Genomic DNA, 22,941 nt, shown 5'->3' with positions numbered 1-22,941 from the left:
AGATAAAAATGAAAACCATCACGAAGATCGCTGCCGGGGCGGCCTTGGGCCTCTGGGGGGGCGTGGCGCAGGCCGCCGACGACCTGACGCTACAGCTTAAATGGGTCACGCAGGCGCAGTTCGCGGGCTACTACGTGGCCAAAGACAAGGGTTTCTACGAAGAAGAAGGGCTCGATGTCACGATCAAGCCGGGCGGGCCGGACATCGCGCCGGTGCAGGTGCTCTTGGGCGGCGGGGCCGATGTGATGGTGGACTGGCTGCCCTCGGCGCTGGCCGCGCGCGAGAAGGGCGCGCCGATCGTCAACATCGCGCAGCCCTTCGCGAAATCCGGCCTGATGCTGACCTGCCTCAAGGAACATGGCATCGAAAGCCCCGAGGACTTCCCCGGCAATACGCTTGGGACATGGTTCTTCGGCAATGAGATCCCGCTGATGAGTTGGATGGGCAAGCTGGGCTATCCCACCGATGGCTCCGAAGGCGGCGTGACGATCCAGAAGATCAACTTCAACGTCGATCCGCTGCTGCAAAAGCAGGTCGAATGCGCCACCACCATGACCTACAACGAATATTGGCAGGTGATCGACGCAGGGCTGACGCCCGAGGATCTGGTGGTCTTCAAATATGAGGACGAGGGCATCTCGACGCTGGAAGACGGTCTTTATACCACCGAGGAGAACCTCGAAGACCCCGAGATGGTCGACAAGCTGGCGCGTTTCGTCCGGGCCTCCATGAAAGGCTGGAAATACGCCGAGGAGAATGTCGAGGAAGCTGCCGAGATCGTGCTGGAAAACGACCAGACCGGCGCCCAGACCGAGAAGCACCAGACCCGCATGATGGGCGAGATCGCCAAGCTGACCGAAGGCAGCGACGGGCGGTTGGACGAGGCGGCCTTTGATCGCAGCGCGGCGATCACTATGGAAGGCGGAATGATCACCAAGGCGCCTGAGGGCGCTTGGACCCATGACATCACGGACAAGGCGCTTCAGTAAGCTTTGGCGTCTATGATGAGGGGAGGGGCTGGCGCGCTGCGTTGGCCCTTTTTTGCTGGGGAGGGCCAGCGCCTGCACGCGGGTCGGCGATCCGACGAAGCCTCGTGCCACTTTATGGTTCAGCCATGGCGCGCCTTCGCGATGGCGCACCCGAACTCACTAAATCGCCTACCCGTCGGGGCGGGCAGGCGATGGCCCGGCGCCTGCGGCTTGATTCCGGGCCAGGTGTTGTCGAAAGGGGCCTTAAAGCACCGTGACCTTCGTCCCGATCGGCACCCGCTGGTACAGGTCGATCACATGCGCGTTCAGCATCCGAATGCAGCCGTTCGACACGGACCGCCCGATGGAGTTCGGCTGCGTGGTGCCATGGATGCGGAAGAAGGTGTCCCGCCCGTTCTGGAACAGATAGAGCGCCCGCGCGCCCAAGGGGTTGCCGGGGCCGCCGGGCTGGGCGTCGGTGTTGCCGATGAAACGCTTGTAGGTCTGCGGCTCGCGTTCGATCATCTCATTGGTTGGCCGCCATGTGGGCCACTCCTTTTTGACGTCGATGGTCGCGGTGCCGGTGAATTCCAGCCCGGCTTTGCCGACGCCCACGCCATAGCGCATCGCTTGGCCCGGCGACGTGACGAAATAGAGGTAATGGCTGCGCGGCAGGATCAGCAATTGCCCGGGCGCATATTGCGCCTTGACCGGGACCATCTGCGGGGCGGGGTCATAGGCGGCGGTGCGGGCCTGCGCCATCAGGGGTAGGGCGGCTGCGGCCACGGTGCTGGTCAAAAAGGTACGGCGGCGCATGGCAGGCTCCATCAAAATATTGCGGTTTCCCCGCATTTTGCCATGGGAGGCCATTTTAGCAAGGCTCGACACAAAAAAACCGACCTGCCGGTATCGGCAGGTCGGTTCGAATTCTTACATCAGGGCCGACGCCCCCGGGCCTTAGGCCAGCGCGAGGTTGGTCGCGGATTCACGGCCGTCGCGGCCAGCTTCGATGTCGAAGGTCACTTTCTGGTTGTCGGCCAGGCCGGTCAGGCCAGCGCGCTCAACAGCGGAAATGTGCACGAAAACGTCTTTGCTGCCGCCGTCGGGTGCGATGAAGCCGAAGCCTTTAGTTGTGTTGAACCATTTTACGGTGCCAGTGGCCATATCCGTAGTCTCCATATTGATGCCATCCGCGTTGGTGCGATGGCCCGGCGTGGTTGGTCTGGATCGATAGACTGAGCGCCGTATGAGGGAGACAGTGGTCGAAAAAGATAACGTCTGCACCGTCTATATTGCACTCGGGGGGGATTCGTTCAAGGGGCATCGCATTTTGGCGGGTTTCGGCGGGACCGAGAACACGGTTTTCGGCAAATTCCCGCCACGAAGTTTCGCGATCCCCATATTTTGCGGGGAACGCGCCAAATTGCACCGTCCCGAGTTTGCCGCAAACCGGTCTCATTACTGCCCGGCGCAGGTGGTTTTTTGCCAGAAAGCCCCAAGTGCGCCTGCCAGCGCCCCCCATGTGGAGTAACGAGACATGATGCGTATCCTTGCCGTAGACGATGACCCGGTCATCCTTGATCTGCTCACAGGTTGCCTGACCGAGAATGACAATTACGAGCTGACCTGCTGCGAAAGCTCGGAAGAGGCGCTGGAGATCATGCAGGAGTCGAACCGGCCCTTCGACTCATTCCTGCTCGATATCATGATGCCGGGCATCAACGGGATCAGCCTGTGCGAGATGATCCGCGATGTGCCCTTTTACCGCGCCGTGCCGATCATTATGATCACGGCGAGCAAAGAGCCTGCGATGATGCAACGGGCCTTTGACGCGGGTGCCACGGATTTCCTTTGCAAGCCATTGGACGGTGTCGAACTCAGCGCGCGGATCAATTCTGCCAGCATGCTGAACGCATCCCTGCTGCGCGAACGCGAGGCGCAGCATACGCTGGCCGAGTTGACGCAGATGATGCAGATCCGCTTTGACGAGGATTTCGACCTCGATGTCTCGGCCTGTAGCAATGTCTCCGCGCTTGAGAATTACCTGCTGCGCCTGCCAAGCGGCTGTTTCTCCATGAGCCTGTTTTCGATCTCGGTCGAGGGGGCGCGCGGCATCTATCGCGCGGTCAAGGCTCCGGCCTTCCGCCGCCAGATGGAGCAGGTGGCCCGCGCCTCCGTGCATTCGCTGGAGGGCATGCGTTTTCATCTGGCCTATGCGGGCAGCGGGCGTTTCATCGGCGTGGTGATGAGCCGCGCACGATTGAACACCGCCTCGATGGCCGAGCGGATGCGCGAGCATCTGGAGAAGAACTGGGACGGCAAGGGCATGAACGGCGGACTGGCCCCGTCCTTGCAGGTGCATTCGGTGACCGAGCAGCGCCTCTGGTCGGGTCTGTCGGCCAGCAACAAGCTGCGCGAATATCTCCAAAGCTGGGATCCGCTGCACGGCTTGGTGCGGCATGATGAGGATAACCTCTTTGCCCAGTTGGAAACGGCGATCGACGACGAACGCTGAGGGCAGGAGTCTTTGAAGGGATAGATCCGTCCGCAGTGCGGGCGGGTTTTTGCGTTCATGTGCAGAGGGCGTCGCCCTCCCTGGGGGGCGATCTTAACGGTTTGGGTTTGCGAGGGGTGAGTAGGGCGCGCTGACGTTTTTGCATGTCGGTACGTTGCAAAATCGCCCTCCGGGGGGGAGGGAGGGCGATGCCCGGCGTGCCGCCGGGGGGGCTTCTAGCAAAGGAGCGCACGAAAAAGGGCGCCGGAAATCCGGCGCCCTCCAAATTGCTAAGTTGCAATCCTTACCGCGCGAACTTCTTGTGTTTCAGGCGCTTGGGCTCCAGCGCATCAGCACCCAGACGGCGCTTCTTGTCCTCTTCGTAATCCTCGAAGTTGCCCTCGAACCATTCCACATGCGCCTCGCCCTCGAAAGCGAGGATGTGGGTACAGATCCGGTCGAGGAAGAAACGGTCGTGCGAGATCACCACGGCGCAGCCCGCGAAATCCACCAGCGCGTCTTCCAGCGCCCGCAGGGTCTCCACGTCCAGGTCGTTGGTCGGTTCGTCCAAGAGCAGGACGTTGCCGCCCTCTTTCAGCAGCCGCGCCATATGCACGCGGTTGCGCTCACCGCCCGACAGGAGGCCGACTTTCTTCTGCTGGTCGCCGCCCTTGAAGTTGAAGGACGAACAATAGGCGCGGCTGTTCACCTCGGCATCACCGAGCTTGATCAGCTCCGCCCCGCCCGAGATCGCCTGCCAGACGGTGTCGTCGGGGTTCAGATCGTCGCGGCTCTGATCGACGTAGGAGAGCTCAACGGTGTCGCCGTACTCGATGCTGCCCTCGTCGGGTTGCTCGTGGCCGGTCAGCATCTTGAAGAGCGTCGATTTACCCGCGCCGTTGGGGCCGATCACGCCGACGATGCCACCGGGCGGCAGCGAGAAGTCGAGCCCGTCGATCAACTGCTTGTCGCCCATGTGCTTTTTGAGCCCCTCGACCTCGATCACCTTGTTGCCGAGGCGCGGGCCGTTGGGGATAACGATCTGTGCGCGGGAAAGCTTCTCGCGTTCGGATTGTTCGGCCATCTCGTTATAGGCCGCGATACGGGCCTTGGATTTTGCCTGACGGGCCTTGGCGCCTTGGCGCATCCATTCGAGTTCGCGCTCCAGCGTCTTTTGCTTGGACTTGTCCTCGCGGGCTTCCTGCGCCAGCCGCTTGGCCTTCTGCTCCAGCCAGTCGGAGTAGTTGCCCTCGTAAGGAATGCCCCGGCCACGGTCCAGTTCAAGAATCCAGCCGGTGATGTCGTCGAGGAAGTAGCGGTCGTGGGTGACGCAGAGGATCGTGCCTTTGTAGTCGATCAGGTGCTGCTGCAACCAAGCGATGGTCTCGGCATCGAGGTGGTTGGTCGGCTCGTCGAGCAGCAGCATGTCGGGCGCTTCCAAGAGCAGCTTGCAGAGCGCCACGCGACGCGCCTCACCGCCCGAGAGGTTTTCCGGCATCGCGTCGTCCGGCGGGCAGCGCAGCGCTTCCATCGAGACATCGATCTGGCTGTCGAGATCCCACAGGTTCTGCGCGTCGATGTCGTCTTGCAGCTTGGCCATCTCCTCGGCGGTCTCATCCGAGTAGTTCATCGCCAGTTCGTTGTAACGGTCGAGGATGGCCTTCTTCTCGGCCACGCCCTCCATCACGTTCTCGCGCACGGTCTTTTCGGGGTCGAGTTTCGGCTCCTGCGGCAGGTAGCCGACCTTGGCACCCTCGGCGGCCCATGCCTCGCCCGAGAAATCCTTGTCGAGCCCGGCCATGATCTTGAGCAGCGTGGACTTACCCGCGCCGTTGACGCCGACGACACCGATCTTCACGCCGGGCAGGAAGTTCAGGTGAATGTTTTCGAATGTCTTCTTGCCCCCGGGATAGGTCTTGGAGACGCCGGACATGTGATAGACGTATTGATAGGCGGCCATTGGAGAATCCTTGCAACGCGTTTTGGGGTTTGCAGTGCAATATCCCCCGGGCGGGGCAATATCAAACACTCTGTATCGCGTAGGCACCCCGCCCGGCGAAGCTTTGCAAGGCGGGCAAGGCGCCTGCGCAAGAAGAGGGCAGGGCGGGCTATTTGATGGTTTTGCAAGGGTTTGGCAGGCGATCCGCCCAGTCGATCGGTGAAATTCGGTCGACTTTTCTGCCGTTTTCGCGCTAGACTCTATTCAATCTGCGGTTAGGTGACGAAGTTCACCAACTTCAGAGTAGGGAGGTTGAAGGCGGTTTTCGCCCGTCATGGGGGCTGCCTTTAGCGCAACAACAGGGAAATACTCATGACTAAATCCACCATCGTTGTGGGTCTGGACGGGTCGGAGGCCGGCGCGCGTGCCTTGGCGTTTGCTCAGTCACAGGCCAAACAGATCGGGGATTGTTCGATCACCGTTTGCTTTGTGATCGAATGGTCGCCTTTCACCTTTCAGACCAAGGAAGAGAACGAGCAGCGCCACAAGCGGCGCGAGCAGGAGTTGCAGCGCGCCCACGATGTCGTGCTCGACCCTGCTGTGGCCGAGGCCAAGGCCGCCGGTGTCGAGGTCGAGGGAATCGTGCGGCATGGCGACGTGGCCGACATCCTCGAAGCGGTGGCCAAGAAGCGTGGCGCGATTCAGATCGTCGTTGGGCGGGTTGGTGAGCGGGGCCTCAAGCGGCTCTTTGGTGGGGTGACGGGCCGGTTGGTCGCAGGCTCCAGCGTGCCGGTCACGATCATTCCCTGAAAGGAAACGCCATGAACAAGTTACTGACCTTTGCGATGGCGGCCTTTGCGTCATTGCTGCCGGGCCTTGCCGCCGCGCAAGAGACTATCGGCATCGACCAACGTATCAACCAGATTTTTGCCGATTATACCGGCTGGTACGTATCTTTCATCTTTGCCCCGCTACCGGGCACAAATTTTTCTTGGATCGCGCTTTGGCTGGTCGTGGGGGCCGTGGTCTTCACCGTCTATTTCGGGGCCATCCAGATTAAAGGGTTCTGGCATTCGATCCAGCTTGTGAGAGGGGATTACTCCGATCCCGACGACGCGGGCGAGGTGAGCCACTTCCAAGCGCTGGCGACGGCGCTGTCGGGCACCGTGGGTCTGGGCAATATCGCGGGCGTCGCGGTGGCGGTCAGCATCGGCGGGCCGGGGGCGACCTTTTGGATGGTGATCGCGGGCCTGTTCGGCATGGCGACCAAGTTCACCGAATGTACGCTTGGTGTGAAATACCGCAATGAATTCCCCGACGGCCATGTCTCGGGCGGGCCGATGTATTACATTGTCAAAGGCTTTTCCGAGCGGGGCTTGCCGCTGGGGGGCTTCATGGCGGTGCTCTTTTCGATCTTCACCATCCTCGGCGCGCTTGGCGGGGGCAATATGTTCCAAGCCAACCAAGCCCATGCCCAGCTTGCGGGTGTCTTGGGGGACTATCCGGGCTGGATCACCGGGGTCGTCCTTGCCGGCGTGACCTTCGCGGTGATCGCGGGCGGTCTGAAATCCATCGCGCGGGTGACTGAAAAGATCGTGCCTTTCATGGGTATCTTCTATGTGCTGGTCTCGATCCTGATCCTGATCATCAATTGGGATATGATCGGCTGGGCCTTCGGGCAGATCTTCATGGGCGCCTTCACCGGCCTCGGGGTGGTCGGCGGCTTTACCGGCGCGCTGATCCAAGGCTTCCGCCGCGCGGCGTTTTCCAACGAGGCGGGCATCGGCTCGGCCGCCATCGCCCACTCGGCGGTGCGCACCAAGGAGCCGGTGACCGAGGGCTACGTCGCCCTGCTAGAGCCCTTCATCGACACGGTGGTGATCTGCACCATGACCGCTTTGGTCATCGTGATCAGCGGCGTGCTCAACCAAGACCCCGAGACCGGTCTCTACATCTGGAACGCCGAAGCTGGCCGGATCGCGACCGAGGGCGAAGTCAGCGGCGTGGCCCTGACCTCGGCGGCCTATGCGCGGGCCTTCTCGTGGTTCCCGGTGCTGCTGATGGTGGCGGTGGTGCTCTTTGCCTTCTCGACCATGATCAGCTGGTCCTACTACGGGCTCAAGGCGTGGACCTATCTCTTTGGCGAGGGGGCGGCGAAGGAGCTGACCTTCAAGGTGATCTTCTGCCTCTTCATCGTGATCGGCGCGGCGGCGAGCCTTGGGCCGGTGATCGACTTCAGCGATGCGATGCTCTTCTCGATGGCGATCGTGAACATCATCGCGCTTTATTTCCTGATGCCGATCGTGAAGCGTGAGTTGAACAGCTATGTCGCGCGGCTGCGCTCGGGCGAAATCGTGAAGCACAAGTAGGGGCTTCGCATTGACAAAGGGCTGCAATGCCCCTCCTTTGGCCCCTGATTTCGGATCGGGGGCCATTTTCTTGCGCAATACCATGCCATTCGCCACCAAAGGGCAGGTTGTGGGCCTGTTGGGCGGGTCGTTTGACCCCGCGCATGAGGGCCATGCGCATATCACCCGCGAGGCCTTGAAACGCTTTGGGCTGGATCGGGTCTGGTGGCTGCTGAGCCCCGGCAACCCGTTGAAAGAGCATGGCCCGGCGCCCATGGCGCAGCGCATGGCGCGGGCGCGGGTGGTGATGGATCATCCCAAGGTCGAGATCACGGATATCGAGGCGCAGCTTGGCACGCGCTACACCGCTCAGACGCTGGCGGCGCTGCGGCAGCACTATCCCGGCGTGCGGTTCGTCTGGCTGATGGGGGCCGATAACCTCGCGCAGTTCCACCTCTGGCAAGACTGGCGGCGGATCATGGAGACGGTGCCGGTGGGCGTGCTGGCAAGGCCCGGCCAGCGCATCTCGGCCCGGATGAGCCGGGCAGCGGCGCTTTATGCGCCCTACCGGATTGCAGGGCGGAACAGCCAGTTGCTGGGCCGCGCCACGGTGCCTGCGTGGTGTTTCGTCAATGTGCCGATGGTCGATGTCTCTTCCACCGCATTGCGCGCGGCGGGGGGCTGGCGCTCAGCGTAGCCGGGCCGAAGTGATGCCCGCGGTGATGATCACCGCAAGCCCTGCCCAAGTCAGCGCATCGGGCAGGGTGCTGAACAGGAACAGCCCCAGCAGCACCGCCGCGATCAGTTGGAAATAGACCAGCGGCGCCAGCCGCGTGGCGGGCGCCCGGCGGTAGGCATAGAGCAGCAGCAGATTGCCCAGCATGGAAAACAGCGCGCTCGCGGTGGCCAGCCCCGCGACGGGCAGGGTCGCTGCGGGCAGGTTCATCAGCCCCAAGGGCAGCAACATCACCGCGCTCATCGCCAGTTGGGTAAAGGTCAGCGCAAGGGGTGGGGCGAGGTCAGACAGCCAGCGCGACATGGTGAGAAAGACGCCGTAGAACAGTCCCGCCGCCACGGCAAAGAGCAGCCCCGGCCCGCCTGTGCCGCCGCCCAGCCCCGGACGCACCACCAGCAGCACGCCGCAAAAACCCATGAGGATCAACGCGCTGCGCAGCAGGCTGATGCGCTCGCGCAGAAAGATCGCGGCCAGCAGATAGCTGATCATCGGCCCGATAAAGAAGGCGGCAAAGACATTGGCAATCGCCTCGGTTCTGAGCGCGGTTTGAATGCAGGTGATCCCCAAGGCCAAGGTGCCCGCCCGCAGCCAGAGCCGCCAATCGCGCATCAGCCCCCATGTGCCACGGGGCAGGAACGGCAGCACCATCAGCGCCCCAATGGCAAAGCGCGACCATGCCACGAAGACCGGTGCCACCCCCATGCCAGAGGTCAGGATTTTCCCCGCGCTGTCCCCTGCGGGGATCAGCGACATGGCGATAAACATGATCGGGATAGCGCGTTGCATGACGTTGGGGTAGCAGGTCGGCGGTTTTGTGCAACTGCGAAAGTTCCACCAATGTCAGAGCGGTTGTGGCCGAACGCCGCTTGGGGTTTATATCAAGCCCATGAGCCAGAATTTTTCACGACGTTTCACACGCCGCATTTTCCTTGGGACGGCTGCCGCTGCACTGGCGGCGGCCTCTGCCTGGGCCGAGCCGCCGACCACTTCATTGCGCCCCGTTGGGCGCGATGCGGACCTGTATAAACAGGCCATTCCGAATGTGTCCGAGATCATTGCCGACAGCGGCATCACCGGCACGGTGGCCTTTGCCGTGGTCGATGTCGACACTGGCATCTGGCTGGAGGCGTCCAACGCCACCGATGGCATCCCGCCCGCCAGCAGCATCAAGGCGATCACCGCGCTTTATGCGCTGGATGAACTGGGGCCGGATCATGTGTTCGAGACGCGCCTTTTGGCGACCGGCGGTGTCGTGGGTGGTGAGGTGCAGGGCGATCTGATCCTCGTCGGCGGAGGGGATCCGACCCTCGATAGTGACAATCTGGGGCAGATGGCCGAGGAGTTGAAAGAGGCGGGCATCATCGGCGTGAAGGGGGCGTTCAAGGTCTATGAAGGCGCGCTGCCTGCGACCTTTGCGATTGATCCCGAACAGCCCGACCATGTGGGCTACAACCCCGGCGTCTCAGGCATCGCGCTGAACTACAACCGGGTGCATTTCGAGTGGAAGCGCAGCGGTGACGGCTATGACGTAACGATGGAGGGCCGCGCGGCGCGCTATGCCCCCGCCGTGCGCGCCGCCACGATGGAGGTCGTGGACCGCAGCGGGCCGGTCTATACCTATGAAAATCGGCCCGAACGCGATGTCTGGACGGTTGCAAAAGGGGCTTTGGGCTCGGGCGGGGCGCGTTGGCTGCCGATCCGACGGCCCGGTGTCTATGCGGGCGACATCTTTGCCACCATCGCCCGGAGCCATGGCATCAAACTGGGCGATGCGGAACTGGTCGAGACGCTGCCAGAGGGCGAGACCCTCGTCACCCACCGCAGCGCCGAGTTGCGGCCCATCCTCAAGGACATGTTGGAGTATTCCACCAATCTGACCGCCGAGATGGTCGGCATGGCCGCCAGCGCCAAACGGTTGGGCACGGTGCCGAGCCTGCGCGCCTCTGCCGCCGAGATGAACAAATGGGCGATTGAGGAACTGGGCATGGAAAACCCGGCGATGATCGACCATTCGGGTCTTGGCGACGACAGCAAGATGACCGTGCATGACATGGCCGGAGGGCTGGCGCGCATTCATGGCACGGGGCTGCGACCGATCCTGAAACCGGTCTATCTGCGCGATGATCGGGGCCGGCCTGAGCGCGACAATCCGATTGAGATCGACGCGAAGACCGGCACGCTGAACTTCGTCTCGGCGCTGGCCGGCTTCCTGACCACGCCCGAGGACCGGGTGCTGGCCTTTGCGATCCTGACCGCGAATATCGAGGAGCGGGCCAAGATCAGCCGGGCCGAGCGAGAGCGCCCGCCGGGGGCGCGGACTTGGAACGCGCGGGCCAAACGTGTGCAACGCGGGCTGCTGGAGCGGTGGGGGCTTTTGTACAACGTGGCCGTGAAGCCCGAGCCGGAGAGCGAAGCCGCGCCAGAGGCTCAAACCGCGCCCGACTCTGATGCCGAAGATATCGGGGCCGAGCCGGAAGTCGCTTTGGAAGAGTCCTAACCCGCGCTCAGGTCAGGTGCCGCGCCCGCGCGCCGCGTTCGATCGCGGCGGCGTGGAGCCGGTCGATGTTAAGCTCATAGCGGATTTCTTCGAGCAGGCGCAGTTCGGCCTCGTCCAGCGTGCCATCGGCGGCGGCCACGTCGCAGGCCAGCGCATAGGCCGTTTCATGCAAACGCTCCGGCAGGGCCTCGCGGATCAGGCCAAAGAGGGCATCCAATCCGTCCTCCTGTTCGAACAGGTCAAAGACCGTTTTGCCAATCGTCGAGACGCGGTCATTGTCATAGCCCGAGAAGACCGGCAGCAGGTTCAGCGCGGATTCGATTTTGACTAGTTCGGCGGTGCGGATGTCCTCATCCGAGGCCGAGACCGCGATCATCAGCGCGACAAGGCTGTCTTGGGCGCTGAGCGAGAGGGAAGACGTGTCGGGCATCGCGGTATCCTTTGCACAGGTATGTTGCGGTGCAGAATATTGACCCTCAGGGAGTGAAGCAATAGGAACGGGCGACCCCGTGCGCATTGGGCGCAGGGACGCCAAGAGATGGATGATCTGACATGTCCGAGACCCGAGACGCGGCACTCAGCAGCAAAGCATGGCCCTTCGAAGAAGCCCGCCGGGTGCTCAAACGCTATGCCAAGAAGCCGCCAGAGAAGGGTTACGTGCTGTTCGAGACCGGCTATGGCCCCTCGGGTCTGCCGCATATCGGGACCTTCGGCGAGGTGCTGCGCACCACGATGATCAAGCGCGCCTTCGAAGAGATCAGCGACATTCCGACCAAGCTGGTCTGTTTCTCGGATGATCTCGATGGCATGCGCAAGGTGCCGGGCAACGTGCCGCAGCGCGAGATGCTCGAAGAGCATATGCACAAGCCGTTGACCTCCGTGCCCGACCCCTTCGGCACGCATGAAAGCTTTGGCCATCACAACAACGCGATGCTGCGCCGCTTCCTCGACACCTTCGGCTTCGAGTATGAGTTCTATTCGGCGCGCGAGTTCTATCGCTCGGGCCAGTTCGACGAGGTGCTGCTGCGCGCCTGTGAGAAGTACGACGAGATCATGGCGGTGATGCTGAAGTCGCTGCGCGAGGAGCGTCGCCAGACCTATTCGATCTTTCTGCCGATCCACCCCGAGACGGGGCGCGTCATGTATGTGCCGATGAAGGAGGTCAACGCCAAGGACGGCACGATCACCTTCGAGGACGAGGACGGCAACGAGATGACCCTGCCGGTCACGGGCGGCAACGTGAAACTGCAGTGGAAGCCCGACTTCGGCGCCCGCTGGGCCGCGCTCGACGTCGATTTCGAGATGTACGGCAAGGAGCACGCCACCAACACCGCAATCTACGACCGCATCTGCGAGATCTTGGGCGGCAAGAAGCCCGAGCATTTCAGCTATGAGCTGTTCCTCGATGAGAACGGGCAGAAGATCTCCAAGTCCTCGGGCAACGGCATCTCGATCGACGAGTGGCTGACCTATGCCAGCACCGAAAGCCTGTCGTATTTCATGTTCCTCAAGCCGAAGACGGCCAAGCGGATGTATTTCGACGTGATCCCGAAGGCGGTCGACGAGTATCACCAGCAGCTGCGCGCCTATGAGACGCAGGACGTGAAGGCACGGCTTAACAATCCCGTCTGGCACATCCACGGCGGTGATGTCCCGAAGTCGGATATGGTGGTGCCCTTCTCGATGCTCTTGAACCTCGCCTCCGTGTCGAGCGCCGAGGACAAGTCGCAGCTTTGGGGCTTCATCCAGCGCTATGCGTCCGAGGCAACGCCCGAGGCCAATCCCGGCATGGATGCGGCGGCAGGTCACGCGGTGCGCTATTTCAACGACTTCGTGAAACCGACGAAGGTGTTCCGCGCGCCCACCGAGTTGGAACGCGAGGCGTTGGAAGACCTGCGCGAGCGGCTCAAGGTCTGGGACGGCGGCCTTGATGCCGAGGCGCTGCAGAGCATGGTTTTCGCCGTCGGCAAGGAGCGTTTCGATCCGCTGCGCGACTGGTTCAAGGCACTGTACCAGGTGCTTCTGGGCGCCGATCAGGGGCCGCGGTTCGGCGGGTTCATCGCGCTGTATGGTGTGGACGAGACCGTGGCGCTGATCGACGACGCGCTTGCGGGCAAGCTGACCGGCGCGTGAAACTTTTGCCTCTGCCCTTGCGTGACTTAGATCATTCAGCAAGGGCAAGGGGGAAAGGCAATGCGCAAAGGGATGTTCACGTTTTTCGGAGGGCTGGTGCTGTCGGCCCTCCTGAGCTTTGGCGCGATGGCGCAGCAGGCCGAGATCGAAGAGACGATCAACCGCCAGTTCGACGCCTTTCGCGCGAATGATTTCGCCACCGCATTAGAATTCGCCACGCCGAATTTGCAGCGCTATTTCCAAACCCCTGAGAACTTTCGCAGCATGGTGAGCAATGGCTACCCCATGGTGCAGAACCCGGCGGAGGTGCGGTTCCTCGACCGGCGCGCGGATGGGGCGCGTTTCTATCAGGTGGTGCAGGTGGTCGATCCTCAAGGGTTCACGCATCTGCTGGGCTATTTGATGGAGAAGACGGAGGCGGGCTGGCGCATTGGCGCGGTGCAAATCCTCGACGCGCCGGGGGCCAATGTCTGACCCTTGTTGCGCGGCTCCCGCACGGCGGGGCAAATGCGGGTTAATACATCGTTGATACTTCCCTGACCTCGCGGTTCGGCCCTCGCCGAGCCTGAGCAGTTGAGCGGCGCGCCCCGGTGGGAGGTGCGGACCGGGGAAAGGAAATGCGATGAACAAGGTGATTACCGATGGCGTGGTGTTGATGCCCACCCCCTTTGCGGCGGGGCTGGATGTCTGGTCAAGCGGCGACGGCACGCCGGGGTCGGACACCTATGAGAACGCGGCCAATGCCGCCTTTGTCCCCGCAGATCAGGATTTCGGCGGGGCGTTGGAACTGCTGAAGACGCAGGCCACGCAACGGCTGCGCTACATGGGGCAAACCCCGCTGCTGCCGGGCTGCTATCTGCGGGTGACAGCGCGGGTGAAGGCGGTCAGTGGTAACCTGCCGACGGTGCGGATCGCGGGCTATCCGGCGCAGGCGGGCGGGGGCCGGGTGAGCGGTGTGACGGAGACCGGGCCGGCGGTTGCGCTGACGGCCTATGGCGAGGTGGTCGAGGTCAGCGCGATCATCGGCAGCGGCGACCGTGGCGGGGTCGACATGGTCTGGGGCACCGGGGCCGTCTACGGGCATCTCGGGCTGGACCTGACTGGGCCCACGGGCGGTGTGGTCCGGATCGACGATATCGTGATCGAGGATGTCACCTCGGTCTTTCTGCGGGACATGCTGGCGCAGGTCGATGTGCGCGATTTTGGTGCGGTCGGCAATGGGGTGAGCGACGACACCGTCGCCTTCGAGGCCGCAAATGCCGCCGCGGCGGGGCGCACGGTACTGGTGCCTGCGGGGAACTACCTGTTGAACGGGGATGTGACCTTTGACACGCAGGTCAAATTCGAGGGTCATGTGACCATGCCGGTGGGGGCGGTGCTGCTGCTGCGCCGCAATTTCGATCTGCCCAGCTATATCGAAGCCTTCGAAAATGAAGAGACCGCTTTTCTGAAAGCCTTTCAGGCGCTTTTGAACAATGCGGATCACGATTCGCTCGATATGGGGGGGCGCAAGGTGAATGTGACCGGGCCGCTCGACATGCAGGCGGCCGTGCCGGACAAGACCAGCTATGCCACCCGCCGGGTGATCCGCAACGGCCAGCTTGAGGCCGCGTCGAGCAGCGCTTGGGATACGGTGGTGGTGACCTCGCAGGGGCGCTACGCGGCTTCGGACGCGCGCAAGCTGACTAATGTCACCAATATCGCCAATGTGCCGGTGGGCGCGCTCGTTGAAGGGACAGGGGTGGGTCGCGAGATCTATGTGCGGTCCAAGAATGTCGCCACGCAGGAGATCACGCTCAACGCGCCGCTTTACGATGCGGAAGGAACGCAGAATTTCACCTTCCGCAAGTTCCAATACATGGTGGATTTCAGCGGCTTCGCCTCGCTGTCGAAATTCGTGCTCGATGATATCGAATTCCAGTGCAACAACCGCTGCAGCGCGATCAACCTTGCGCCTTCGGGGCTGATCTTTCACCTGCGCGACTGTTTCGTCAGCCGTCCGAAAGACCGCGGCGTCACCTCGATCGGCGGGGGCTGTCAGGGCATGTTGATCGACCGCTGCCAGTTTCTGTCGGCGGAGGATGCGCTGACCGTGCCGAACCGGTCCTCCATCGCGCTTAACACCAACGCCAACGACGTGAAGCTGCGCGATTGCCGTGCGACCAAGTTCCGCCACTTCGCGCTGCTTGCGGGGGGCAACAGCATCGTGACGGGCAATCACTTCTTTCAGGGCGATGAGGTCGACAACGGTGTACGCTCGGCGGGGCTGATCCTTGCTTCGGCCCATACCAGCGCGGTGGTGACGGGGAACTACGTCGACAATTGCTTTATCGAATGGACGAATGAGCAAGACCCGACCCCGGCCTTCACCACGGGCTACTCATTCAGTGCGCTCAGCATCAGCGACAATATCTTTTTGTCTGGGGAAGTCGCCCCGTGGTTTAGCTATATCGTAGTAAAACCGCATGGGGCGGGGCATTTCCTGAGCGGGGTGAGCATCACCGGCAACCGTTTCCGCAGTCTCAACGGCAGCATTGACCGGGCCGAGCGGGTGGATACGACCTTTGCCGATCTCGATCTGTCGCGTTGCAAGAACGTGGTAATGAAGGGCAATTCCTTCCATGCGGTGACCACGCAGGTTGAGAATATGGCCGAGATCGAGTTCACCCAATCGACCCCGTCAGAGACGTGGGTGATTGATACCGCCGGGCATCTGCCGTTCGAGGGGCAAGCGCTCAACAGTGATGCGGTGGTGGCCCATGGGGCGATCCGCAACGGCAACAACGTGGCGCAATTCGACATGCCTTATGTGAAACACGCCGAGGGGCCGGACCGGGATCAGTTGCATGTGGTTTGGCCAACGCCGGTGAAGGGCAAGGTCTCTGTCATGGTGCGGATGGACAACCGCTAACCGAGGCGCGGCCCTGAGGTGTGAAGCGGCCCTGCCGGAGATCGGCGGGGCCATTTGCTTTAGAATTCCCGCCAGAGGCTAAGAGTGAGGGCGGAATTTTCTGGCGCGTCGAAGGGGATTTCGCTGCCCAATTGCAGGCGGTATTTGGTGAAGCTGGGCGACAGGACGATGGAAGGGGCGAATTTAGCATAGGTCTCACCCCCGGTGTAGGTGAGAAAGACCTGTGCCATTCCGGTGGTCACGGGGGTGAAGTCGAGCCCGGCGGTGCTGTCGATCTTGATGACCTCTTGGGAAAAGCCAAACTCCCATCTTGCGGAGGCATCGACGGTAAGCCAGCCATTCCGTTCGCCCAAGGTGAAGCCGCGGCCCCAAGACAGCCCGGCCCTGAGGTGGGGCGAGATGAACTCCCCCGACCAGCTTGCCCCGGCACCGATGTCATAGGCCCACCGGCCTGTCTCGCTCGGCTCTCCCAAGGGGAAACGCAGGAAGACGGTGGCATGGCCGCTTTGCAGGCCAAAACGGCTTTGTGCGGTGTTGAGGTCGAAGCCGAGGGTGAGAGATTCGCGCAGCCCGTATTCGATATAGGTGCTTTGGGAGAGGTCGTAGAAGTAGGTTGCCGAGAAAGAACTTGAAATGAAGGTCGTGCCTTCCTCGCGCAGCCATGGCCCGGCATGGGCGGCGGCGGGGCTGAACTGGCAGGCCAGTAGGGTGAGGCAAAGGGCAGATCGCATAGCAGGCTCCTGCTGCGATCTTGGTTAATAGCGGTTAACAAATCGTTGCTTGCGGGGGAAGAACGTGAAAACCCGGCGCCGAGGGCACCGGGTTTCGCAGTTGCTATGTCAGGGGCGTCAGACGTGAGCCCCGTCAGACGTGAGCCTTGTCGCCTCGGGGGCCTGCAATGAGCCAGGCGATAAAGCCCAGCACCGGCAGGATGATGATGCCCAAGATCCAAGCGATCTTGGCCGCGCCCGAGGCGTTTGAGGTAGCGACCTGATAGATGGCGTAGATGTCGGCGATGAGGACGATGAGCCCTAAAAGTCCATATTCCATTGTTTGATCCCTCTCGAATGCGTGCGTTTCTATTGTGTGGACAACCCGAGGGCGGGCTTATTGGTTCCCGCACCGCGCCGCGACGGGGCTGAGCCAATCCTCGCCAGTCTGCCCGTATTGCGGGAACCGGCACCGCCGATCTCGGGTTTTGCCGGTACAGCAATCATGAGAGGAACAAGCCATGACTGACACGACAGCACCCGCATCGCTGGTTTCTTCGGACAACGTGAACGGCACCGCCGTTTTCAGCGCGGATGGGACCGAAATCGGCCATATCGATCACCTGATGATCGACAAGAAATCCGGCAAGGTCGCCTATGCCGTGATGGGCTTCGGCGGTTTTCTGGGCCTCGGGGAAGAGCATTACCCGGTGCCGTGGAATGCGTTGAACTATGACCCGTCGCGCGATGGTTTCATGACGAACATCGACGAGGCGACGGTTAAAGGCGCGCCGGAACGGACCGAGCGGTGGCACAGCGACCGCGCATGGCAAGAGCGGACGTTCGATCACTACGGCGTGCCATATTACTGGATTTGAACAGCTCACCAAGCAGTTAGGGGAGGCGGTGACGCCTCCCTTTCGCTGTGGCGATCCTCTGCGTTCGCCATTGTTTTTGTGCGGCGGATCGGGTCTGATGAGCGTGCGGCTGGTTTGGCCGTGATTGGAAAGGAACCCCGATGCGCCGATTGTTTGCCCTTGGCCTGCTGTTGACCCTTGCGGGATGCGGCGTGCCTTTCGTACCCTTCATTTGATTTAGGAGTTCCCTTCGATGGAAGCCTTTCTTGATACACTTGGCGCCGTGGCGCTGATCGCACTCGTGGTGGTCGGGCTTGCCGCCGGGGCCATTGCCGGCGCCGTGGCGGGCAGGAACCGTATTCTTTACCTTGTTCTGGGTGTCGTCGGCGCCGTGGCGCTGCCCTTCATCCTTGCCGCGCTGGGCGTGACGGTGGTGGCTGCGGGGGGCTTGCTTTTGCTGCTGGTGGTCGCGGCAATCGGTGCGGCGCTGGTGCTGGCCTTGGTGGCGGCGCTGCGACGGTAGCTGCGGCGTTTAGTGTCGGATCGTGCAAGGGCCACCCCGCGGGGGCGGCCCTTTTTCTTTAGCGTTTGCGGCGTTTCACATTGCCGCCACGCATGCCGCCCCGTCCCGAGGTGCTGCGGCCCGAGGCTTGCTGCGCGGCATCGACGGCGCGGTCGACCGCCTGTTGACGCGCCATCGGGTCGTCGGCGACGGCAAGGTCCACGGCCTCGAGCCGTTTGACCTCATCGCGCAGCCGCGCGGCCTCTTCGAACTCGAGGTTCTCGGCCGCCTTGCGCATATCGGCGCGCAGCCCGTCGAGCACGGCCTGAAGGTTCCCGCCCGCCATCGGCTTGTCGACCTTGGCGGTGACGCGGTTCATGTCCACATCGCCTTTGTAAAGCCCGGCGAGAATGTCTTCGACGTTCTTCTTCACCGTGGCCGGGGTGATGCCATGTTCCTCGTTATAGGCGATCTGCTTAGCGCGGCGGCGCTCGGTCTCGCCCATGGCGCGCTCCATCGAGCCGGTGATGCGGTCGGCATACATGATGACGCGACCTTCCGCGTTGCGCGCGGCGCGGCCGATGGTCTGGATCAGCGAGGTTTCCGAGCGCAGGAAACCCTCCTTGTCGGCGTCGAGAATGGCCACCAACCCACATTCGGGAATGTCGAGCCCCTCGCGCAAAAGGTTGATTCCGATCAGCACATCAAAAGCCCCGAGGCGCAGGTCGCGCAGGATCTCGATCCGCTCGATCGTGTCGATGTCGGAGTGCATGTAGCGCACGCGGATGCCCTGCTCATGCATGTATTCGGTAAGGTCCTCGGCCATGCGCTTCGTGAGCACGGTGCAAAGCGTGCGGTAGCCATCGGCGGCCACCTTGCGGACCTCGTCTAGCAGATCGTCGACCTGCATCTCCACGGGGCGGATTTCGACCTTGGGGTCCAGCAGGCCGGTGGGGCGGATGACCTGTTCGGTGAAGACACCGCCCGATTGCTCGATCTCCCATGCCGCGGGCGTGGCGGAGACGAAGATCGACTGCGGGCGCATGGCGTCCCATTCCTCGAACTTGAGGGGGCGGTTGTCCATGCATGACGGCAGGCGGAAGCCGTGTTCGGCCAGCGTAAACTTGCGCCGGTAGTCGCCCTTGTACATGCCGCCGATCTGCGGGACGGAGACGTGGCTTTCATCAGCGAAGACGATGGCATTGTCGGGGATGAACTCGAAGAGGGTGGGGGGCGGCTCGCCCGGGGCACGGCCCGTCAGATAGCGCGAATAGTTCTCGATCCCGTTGCAGACGCCGGTGGCCTCCAGCATCTCGATGTCGAAATTGGTGCGCTGCTCCAGCCGCTGGGCCTCCAGCAGCTTGCCGTCGGCGACCAGCTGGTCGAGCCGGGTGCGCAGCTCTTTCTTGATGCCCTGAATGGCCTGCTGCATCGTCGGTTTCGGCGTCACATAGTGGCTGTTGGCATAGACCCGGATCTGGTCGAACGTGTCGGTCTTCTCGCCGGTGAGCGGGTCGAACTCGGTGATGCTTTCCAATTCCTCGCCAAAGAACGACAGCCGCCAGGCGCGGTCATCAAGGTGGGCGGGGAAGATTTCCAGACTGTCGCCGCGCACCCGGAAAGAGCCGCGCTGGAAGGCGGCGTCGTTGCGCTTGTACTGCTGTGCCACCAGATCGGCGATCACCTTGCGCTGGTCGTACATGCCGCCCGCTTTCAGGTCTTGCGTCATCGCGCCATAGGTCTCGACGCTACCGATACCGTAGATGCACGACACCGAGGCCACGATGATCACATCGTCACGCTCCAACAGCGCGCGGGTGGCGGAGTGGCGCATCCGGTCGATCTGCTCGTTGATCTGGCTTTCTTTCTCGATGAAGGTGTCGGAGCGCGCGACATAGGCCTCGGGCTGGTAGTAGTCGTAGTAAGAGACGAAGTACTCCACCGCGTTGTCCGGGAAGAAGCCCTTGAACTCGCCGTAGAGCTGCGCCGCCAGTGTCTTGTTGGGCGCAAGGATGATGGCGGGTCGTTGGGTTTCCTCGATCACCTTGGCCATGGTAAAGGTCTTGCCGGTGCCGGTGGCGCCCAGAAGCACCTGATCGCGCTCGCCCGAGGTCACGCCTTCGGTCAGCTCCGCGATCGCCGTGGGCTGGTCGCCCGCCGGGGCGAACTCGGTGACGAGGTTGAACTTCTTGCCGCCCTCCAGCTTGGGACGGTTGCGCACGTCAGGTGCGGGGTTTGCCAGCATCGGCATCCCCTCGGTCTTGTCGGAGTGGGCATAGGGCATCGCGGGTATCCTTCGTCAAGCTTCCCATAGGTGCCCTCTTTCACGCGGGGTTCAAGGGGCAGGGGGGCGCGAAGGGCGCTTTTGCCGCTACTTCATCAGCCGTTTGCGATTCTGTCGCACCTTGCGGGCAAGCGGGGCGAGGGAGGCATCCATGATCTGATCGGGGCGCTTGCCCAGCATCATCGCCTGCGTCCCGGCGGCGAAGGCTTTGACCATGGCCGGGCCTTTCTCGGCCACCATGCGGTTGTTCTCACCGGGGCGGGCGGGCAGCGCGCCTGCCATGCCCAAGAGGCGCAACGACATCACGATCTGGGCTTCCACCGCGAGGGCGGCGATCTGGCTTTGTAGGGCGAAGAGGGCGAAGGGGGTCATATGGAACACTCCAATGGGGTGATCTTGATGTAGTCTCTGCACCGCAGCATGGTAGGGTTTATCTGCGCGGGCCTGCATTCCCTTGCCCCTAGGCACGGAATATTAGATAAAGCCCGAGGTTATTGAAGCGAGAGTCCCGAAATGCGCGCACGTATCTATCAACCCGCCCGTACAGCGATGTCCTCCGGCACGGCCAAGACCCGTGTCTGGCTGCTTGAGTTTTCGCCCGCGGAAGCGCGCAGGGTCGATCCGCTGATGGGCTGGACGTCTTCCGATGATACGCAAAGCCAAGTGCGCTTGCAGTTCGACACCCGCGAAGCCGCCGAAGAATACGCCCGCGATCACGGCATCGACGCACAGGTGCAACTGCCCAACAAGCGTAAGCCCAACGTCCGCCCCGGCGGCTATGGCGAGAATTTCGCGACCGGTCGCCGCGGGGCGTGGACGCACTGAGGGTGTGAAGGCAGTCGCAGTGTCGCGCGGGCCATGCGCGGCCTGCGGCCTACGTCATTCTTCATCTGATCGCGTATCAGGTTAATACCATACATTCGCTCGGCGGTGCGCATATTCTGCGAAGCCCATGACTGACCCGCGCCGGGCATTTTCATTTCGGTTCAACGCTTTCCCTTGTCTGTCGACGGGTTAGTTGTTGAACATGTAAACGAGGGGGCAAGATTATGACCGCAATCGTCGATTTCCTGAACACCGTCTTGTGGGGCTACGTCCTCGTCTATGGCCTGCTGGCTGTCGGGCTTTATTTCACCTGGCGCACTGGTTTCCTGCAATTCCGGCATTTCGCCGAGTTCTTTCGCGTGGTCCGATCCTCGCGTGACACTTCCGCCGCGGGCATTTCGCCATTTCAGGCGCTGACGATCTCTCTCGCCAGCCGGGTCGGTACGGGCAACCTCGCCGGGGTGGCTGTGGCGATCTATCTCGGCGGACCGGGGGCTGTGTTCTGGATGTGGGTTGTGGCGCTTGTCGGCATGGCCACGGCCTATGCGGAGTCTACCTTGGCGCAGCTTTACAAGGTTCGGAACGCGGACGGGCAATACCGGGGCGGACCGGCCTTCTACATGTCCCGGGGCATCGGGTCGAACGCCATGGGCTATGTCTTTTCGGTCTGCCTTATCGTCAGCTTCGGTCTGATCTTCTCGGCGGTGCAGGCAAACTCGATCTCGGTCGCGATGGAGGAAGCCTTTGCCATTCCCAAGCTCGTCACCGGCCTTGTCGTCGGCGGTATCGCGGGCATCGTCATCTTTGGCGGGATCAAATCCATCGCGCGGGTGGCGGAAAAGATCGTTCCTGCCATGGCCGGTCTCTATATCGTCGTGGCGCTGCTAATCGTGGTTTTGAACATCGCCGATGTGCCCGCCATGCTGGCCCTGATCGTCAAATCTGCCTTTGGTTTCGAGGCGGCGGCGGGGGGCTTTACCGGTGGCTTCATGGTGGCCCTGCTCAACGGGGTGAAGCGCGGTCTGTTCTCGAACGAGGCGGGCATGGGCTCGGCCCCGAACATCGCCGCCGTCGCGGTGCCCGATCCGCACCATCCATCCAGTCAGGGGCTGGTGCAGGGGCTTGGCGTCTTTATCGATACGCTGGTGATCTGCACGGCGACGGCGCTGATGATCCTGCTGTCGGGCGCGGTCGACTATTCCGAAGGTGCGGCGACCGGCATGGCGCTGACGCAGATCGCTTTGGAACAGCATATTGGCGCATTCGGTCCGATCTTCATCGGGATCGCCATCCTGTTCTTCGCCTTTACCTCGATCATCGGGAATTATTCCTATGCCGAGAATGCGATGGAGTTCCTTGGGATGGGCAAGCGTATCCCGCTTCTCGTGCTGAAGGCGCTTGTGGTCGCGATGGTGGTCTGGGGCTCGTTGCAGGCGGTCACGACCGTGTTCAACTTCGCCGATGCCTCCATGGCGCTGATGGCGACGGTCAACCTGATCGCCATTCTGATCCTGTCCAAGACCGTCGCCAAACTCACGCGGGACTATTTCGCGCAGCGCAAGGCCGGGAAAGAGCCGATGTTCAGGATCGCCGAATATGCCGAGCTTGGCGACGGCGTCGACCATACGATCTGGAACAGCAATGTTGCCCGTGAAACGCAGGGCGCCAAGGCTGACTGAACACGAGGGAAGGCGAGGGGGTGGCCCCTCGCCTTTGCCGTTTCGTGAACTCTAAAGC

22 protein-coding genes are annotated in these 22,941 nt (G+C 62.3%); 13 read left to right on the top strand and 9 right to left on the bottom strand.

Going from position 1 to position 22,941, the window contains the following annotated elements:
• Window positions 1–8 precede the first annotated feature (8 nt).
• Window positions 9–989: an ABC transporter substrate-binding protein gene (locus ACGYLC_RS13265; protein WP_394423298.1), complete on the top strand. Its 981-nt coding sequence runs from the start codon at window positions 9–11 to the stop codon at window positions 987–989.
• A 243-nt stretch (window positions 990–1,232) separates the two neighbouring features.
• On the opposite strand, the gene ACGYLC_RS13260 is transcribed toward ACGYLC_RS13265, so the two are convergent.
• Together ACGYLC_RS13260 and ACGYLC_RS13255 are read right to left on the bottom strand one after the other, a co-directional pair.
• Window positions 1,233–1,784 (bottom strand): L,D-transpeptidase, encoded by a 552-nt coding sequence (locus ACGYLC_RS13260; protein WP_394399609.1) that lies wholly within the window; start codon window positions 1,782–1,784, stop codon window positions 1,233–1,235.
• 141 nt (window positions 1,785–1,925) lie between these two features.
• On the bottom strand, window positions 1,926–2,132 hold the full coding sequence (locus tag ACGYLC_RS13255; RefSeq protein ID WP_067265226.1) for a cold-shock protein: 207 nt from the start codon (window positions 2,130–2,132) through the stop codon (window positions 1,926–1,928).
• A 373-nt stretch (window positions 2,133–2,505) separates the two neighbouring features.
• On the opposite strand from ACGYLC_RS13255, the gene ACGYLC_RS13250 reads away from it, so the two are divergent.
• Window positions 2,506–3,483, top strand: coding sequence for a PleD family two-component system response regulator (locus ACGYLC_RS13250; protein WP_394423297.1), 978 nt, complete (start codon window positions 2,506–2,508; stop codon window positions 3,481–3,483).
• A 283-nt stretch (window positions 3,484–3,766) separates the two neighbouring features.
• On the opposite strand, the gene ettA is transcribed toward ACGYLC_RS13250, so the two are convergent.
• A complete protein-coding gene (gene ettA, locus ACGYLC_RS13245; RefSeq protein ID WP_394423296.1) occupies window positions 3,767–5,422 on the bottom strand; it encodes an energy-dependent translational throttle protein EttA in 1,656 nt (551 codons plus the stop codon).
• A gap of 351 nt (window positions 5,423–5,773) precedes the next feature.
• Here ettA and ACGYLC_RS13240 point away from each other — a divergent pair, with 351 nt between their 5' ends.
• From ACGYLC_RS13240 to ACGYLC_RS13230, 3 genes are all read left to right on the top strand, one after another.
• A complete protein-coding gene (locus ACGYLC_RS13240; RefSeq protein ID WP_394399603.1) occupies window positions 5,774–6,211 on the top strand; it encodes a universal stress protein in 438 nt (145 codons plus the stop codon).
• An 11-nt stretch (window positions 6,212–6,222) separates the two neighbouring features.
• On the top strand, window positions 6,223–7,770 hold the full coding sequence (locus tag ACGYLC_RS13235) for an alanine/glycine:cation symporter family protein (RefSeq protein WP_394399601.1): 1,548 nt from the start codon (window positions 6,223–6,225) through the stop codon (window positions 7,768–7,770).
• 82 nt (window positions 7,771–7,852) lie between these two features.
• The gene (locus ACGYLC_RS13230) at window positions 7,853–8,446 is read left to right on the top strand and encodes a nicotinate-nucleotide adenylyltransferase (protein ID WP_394423347.1); all 594 of its coding nucleotides are present in this window, start codon (window positions 7,853–7,855) and stop codon (window positions 8,444–8,446) included.
• On the opposite strand, the gene ACGYLC_RS13225 is transcribed toward ACGYLC_RS13230, so the two are convergent.
• Window positions 8,438–9,271, bottom strand: a complete 834-nt coding sequence (locus ACGYLC_RS13225; protein WP_209217051.1) for a DMT family transporter — start codon at window positions 9,269–9,271, stop codon at window positions 8,438–8,440. The two genes, ACGYLC_RS13230 and ACGYLC_RS13225, sit on opposite strands and share 9 nt — an antisense overlap.
• Window positions 9,272–9,371: 100 nt before the next feature.
• Between ACGYLC_RS13225 and dacB the strand changes: the two genes are divergently transcribed.
• A complete protein-coding gene (gene dacB, locus ACGYLC_RS13220; RefSeq protein WP_394423295.1) occupies window positions 9,372–10,982 on the top strand; it encodes a D-alanyl-D-alanine carboxypeptidase/D-alanyl-D-alanine-endopeptidase in 1,611 nt (536 codons plus the stop codon).
• Window positions 10,983–10,989: 7 nt separating this feature from the next.
• On the opposite strand, the gene ACGYLC_RS13215 is transcribed toward dacB, so the two are convergent.
• Window positions 10,990–11,412 (bottom strand): tellurite resistance TerB family protein, encoded by a 423-nt coding sequence (locus ACGYLC_RS13215; RefSeq protein ID WP_067268129.1) that lies wholly within the window; start codon window positions 11,410–11,412, stop codon window positions 10,990–10,992.
• A 122-nt stretch (window positions 11,413–11,534) separates the two neighbouring features.
• On the opposite strand from ACGYLC_RS13215, the gene ACGYLC_RS13210 reads away from it, so the two are divergent.
• From ACGYLC_RS13210 to ACGYLC_RS13200, 3 genes are all read left to right on the top strand, one after another.
• Window positions 11,535–13,115 carry a lysine--tRNA ligase gene (locus tag ACGYLC_RS13210; protein WP_394423294.1) on the top strand — a complete coding sequence of 527 codons (1,581 nt, stop codon included), beginning with the start codon at window positions 11,535–11,537 and terminating at the stop codon, window positions 13,113–13,115.
• A gap of 60 nt (window positions 13,116–13,175) precedes the next feature.
• Entirely contained in the window at window positions 13,176–13,589 is a 414-nt protein-coding gene (locus ACGYLC_RS13205) for a DUF4864 domain-containing protein (RefSeq protein WP_394423293.1), read from the top strand.
• A 148-nt stretch (window positions 13,590–13,737) separates the two neighbouring features.
• Window positions 13,738–16,026, top strand: a complete 2,289-nt coding sequence (locus ACGYLC_RS13200) for a glycosyl hydrolase family 28-related protein (protein ID WP_394423292.1) — start codon at window positions 13,738–13,740, stop codon at window positions 16,024–16,026.
• Between the two features lie 59 nt (window positions 16,027–16,085).
• Here the strand turns inward: ACGYLC_RS13200 and ACGYLC_RS13195 are convergent, their stop codons facing one another.
• The gene (locus tag ACGYLC_RS13195) at window positions 16,086–16,757 is read right to left on the bottom strand and encodes a hypothetical protein (RefSeq protein ID WP_394423291.1); all 672 of its coding nucleotides are present in this window, start codon (window positions 16,755–16,757) and stop codon (window positions 16,086–16,088) included.
• 133 nt (window positions 16,758–16,890) lie between these two features.
• Window positions 16,891–17,076 (bottom strand): PLDc N-terminal domain-containing protein, encoded by a 186-nt coding sequence (locus tag ACGYLC_RS13190; RefSeq protein WP_394399585.1) that lies wholly within the window; start codon window positions 17,074–17,076, stop codon window positions 16,891–16,893.
• A 181-nt stretch (window positions 17,077–17,257) separates the two neighbouring features.
• Here ACGYLC_RS13190 and ACGYLC_RS13185 point away from each other — a divergent pair, with 181 nt between their 5' ends.
• Entirely contained in the window at window positions 17,258–17,614 is a 357-nt protein-coding gene (locus tag ACGYLC_RS13185; RefSeq protein WP_394423290.1) for a PRC-barrel domain-containing protein, read from the top strand.
• A gap of 232 nt (window positions 17,615–17,846) precedes the next feature.
• Window positions 17,847–18,116, top strand: coding sequence for a GlsB/YeaQ/YmgE family stress response membrane protein (locus ACGYLC_RS13180; protein WP_209217057.1), 270 nt, complete (start codon window positions 17,847–17,849; stop codon window positions 18,114–18,116).
• Window positions 18,117–18,174: 58 nt separating this feature from the next.
• Here ACGYLC_RS13180 and uvrB read toward each other — a convergent pair whose 3' ends face one another.
• Together uvrB and ACGYLC_RS13170 are read right to left on the bottom strand one after the other, a co-directional pair.
• The gene (uvrB, locus tag ACGYLC_RS13175) at window positions 18,175–20,379 is read right to left on the bottom strand and encodes an excinuclease ABC subunit UvrB (protein ID WP_394423289.1); all 2,205 of its coding nucleotides are present in this window, start codon (window positions 20,377–20,379) and stop codon (window positions 18,175–18,177) included.
• Between the two features lie 87 nt (window positions 20,380–20,466).
• On the bottom strand, window positions 20,467–20,751 hold the full coding sequence (locus tag ACGYLC_RS13170) for an antifreeze protein (RefSeq protein WP_394423288.1): 285 nt from the start codon (window positions 20,749–20,751) through the stop codon (window positions 20,467–20,469).
• Window positions 20,752–20,892: 141 nt separating this feature from the next.
• On the opposite strand from ACGYLC_RS13170, the gene ACGYLC_RS13165 reads away from it, so the two are divergent.
• Both ACGYLC_RS13165 and ACGYLC_RS13160 read left to right on the top strand, forming a co-directional pair.
• Entirely contained in the window at window positions 20,893–21,204 is a 312-nt protein-coding gene (locus ACGYLC_RS13165; RefSeq protein ID WP_067268114.1) for an ETC complex I subunit, read from the top strand.
• A gap of 224 nt (window positions 21,205–21,428) precedes the next feature.
• Window positions 21,429–22,883, top strand: a complete 1,455-nt coding sequence (locus ACGYLC_RS13160; protein ID WP_394399575.1) for an alanine/glycine:cation symporter family protein — start codon at window positions 21,429–21,431, stop codon at window positions 22,881–22,883.
• Window positions 22,884–22,941: the final 58 nt, after the last annotated feature.

This window comes from Sulfitobacter sp. 1A12157 (assembly GCF_043557345.1).
Classification (GTDB): Bacteria; Pseudomonadota; Alphaproteobacteria; order Rhodobacterales; family Rhodobacteraceae; genus Sulfitobacter.
This window is presented reverse-complemented; position numbering and strand designations above follow the sequence as displayed.

Coding starts and splice junctions, on each gene's coding strand:
- uvrB (WP_394423289.1), bottom strand. CDS start 20,379: ATGCCCTATGCCCACTCCGACAAGACCGAGGGGATGCCGATGCTGGCA.
- ACGYLC_RS13260 (WP_394399609.1), bottom strand. CDS start 1,784: ATGCGCCGCCGTACCTTTTTGACCAGCACCGTGGCCGCAGCCGCCCTA.
- ACGYLC_RS13170 (WP_394423288.1), bottom strand. CDS start 20,751: ATGACCCCCTTCGCCCTCTTCGCCCTACAAAGCCAGATCGCCGCCCTC.
- ACGYLC_RS13185 (WP_394423290.1), top strand. CDS start 17,258: ATGACTGACACGACAGCACCCGCATCGCTGGTTTCTTCGGACAACGTG.
- ACGYLC_RS13250 (WP_394423297.1), top strand. CDS start 2,506: ATGATGCGTATCCTTGCCGTAGACGATGACCCGGTCATCCTTGATCTG.
- ACGYLC_RS13230 (WP_394423347.1), top strand. CDS start 7,853: ATGCCATTCGCCACCAAAGGGCAGGTTGTGGGCCTGTTGGGCGGGTCG.
- ACGYLC_RS13180 (WP_209217057.1), top strand. CDS start 17,847: ATGGAAGCCTTTCTTGATACACTTGGCGCCGTGGCGCTGATCGCACTC.
- ACGYLC_RS13190 (WP_394399585.1), bottom strand. CDS start 17,076: ATGGAATATGGACTTTTAGGGCTCATCGTCCTCATCGCCGACATCTAC.
- ACGYLC_RS13210 (WP_394423294.1), top strand. CDS start 11,535: ATGTCCGAGACCCGAGACGCGGCACTCAGCAGCAAAGCATGGCCCTTC.
- ACGYLC_RS13255 (WP_067265226.1), bottom strand. CDS start 2,132: ATGGCCACTGGCACCGTAAAATGGTTCAACACAACTAAAGGCTTCGGC.
- ACGYLC_RS13205 (WP_394423293.1), top strand. CDS start 13,176: ATGCGCAAAGGGATGTTCACGTTTTTCGGAGGGCTGGTGCTGTCGGCC.
- ACGYLC_RS13225 (WP_209217051.1), bottom strand. CDS start 9,271: ATGCAACGCGCTATCCCGATCATGTTTATCGCCATGTCGCTGATCCCC.
- ACGYLC_RS13240 (WP_394399603.1), top strand. CDS start 5,774: ATGACTAAATCCACCATCGTTGTGGGTCTGGACGGGTCGGAGGCCGGC.
- ACGYLC_RS13235 (WP_394399601.1), top strand. CDS start 6,223: ATGAACAAGTTACTGACCTTTGCGATGGCGGCCTTTGCGTCATTGCTG.
- ACGYLC_RS13200 (WP_394423292.1), top strand. CDS start 13,738: ATGAACAAGGTGATTACCGATGGCGTGGTGTTGATGCCCACCCCCTTT.
- ACGYLC_RS13165 (WP_067268114.1), top strand. CDS start 20,893: ATGCGCGCACGTATCTATCAACCCGCCCGTACAGCGATGTCCTCCGGC.
- ACGYLC_RS13265 (WP_394423298.1), top strand. CDS start 9: ATGAAAACCATCACGAAGATCGCTGCCGGGGCGGCCTTGGGCCTCTGG.
- dacB (WP_394423295.1), top strand. CDS start 9,372: ATGAGCCAGAATTTTTCACGACGTTTCACACGCCGCATTTTCCTTGGG.
- ACGYLC_RS13195 (WP_394423291.1), bottom strand. CDS start 16,757: ATGCGATCTGCCCTTTGCCTCACCCTACTGGCCTGCCAGTTCAGCCCC.
- ACGYLC_RS13215 (WP_067268129.1), bottom strand. CDS start 11,412: ATGCCCGACACGTCTTCCCTCTCGCTCAGCGCCCAAGACAGCCTTGTC.
- ACGYLC_RS13160 (WP_394399575.1), top strand. CDS start 21,429: ATGACCGCAATCGTCGATTTCCTGAACACCGTCTTGTGGGGCTACGTC.
- ettA (WP_394423296.1), bottom strand. CDS start 5,422: ATGGCCGCCTATCAATACGTCTATCACATGTCCGGCGTCTCCAAGACC.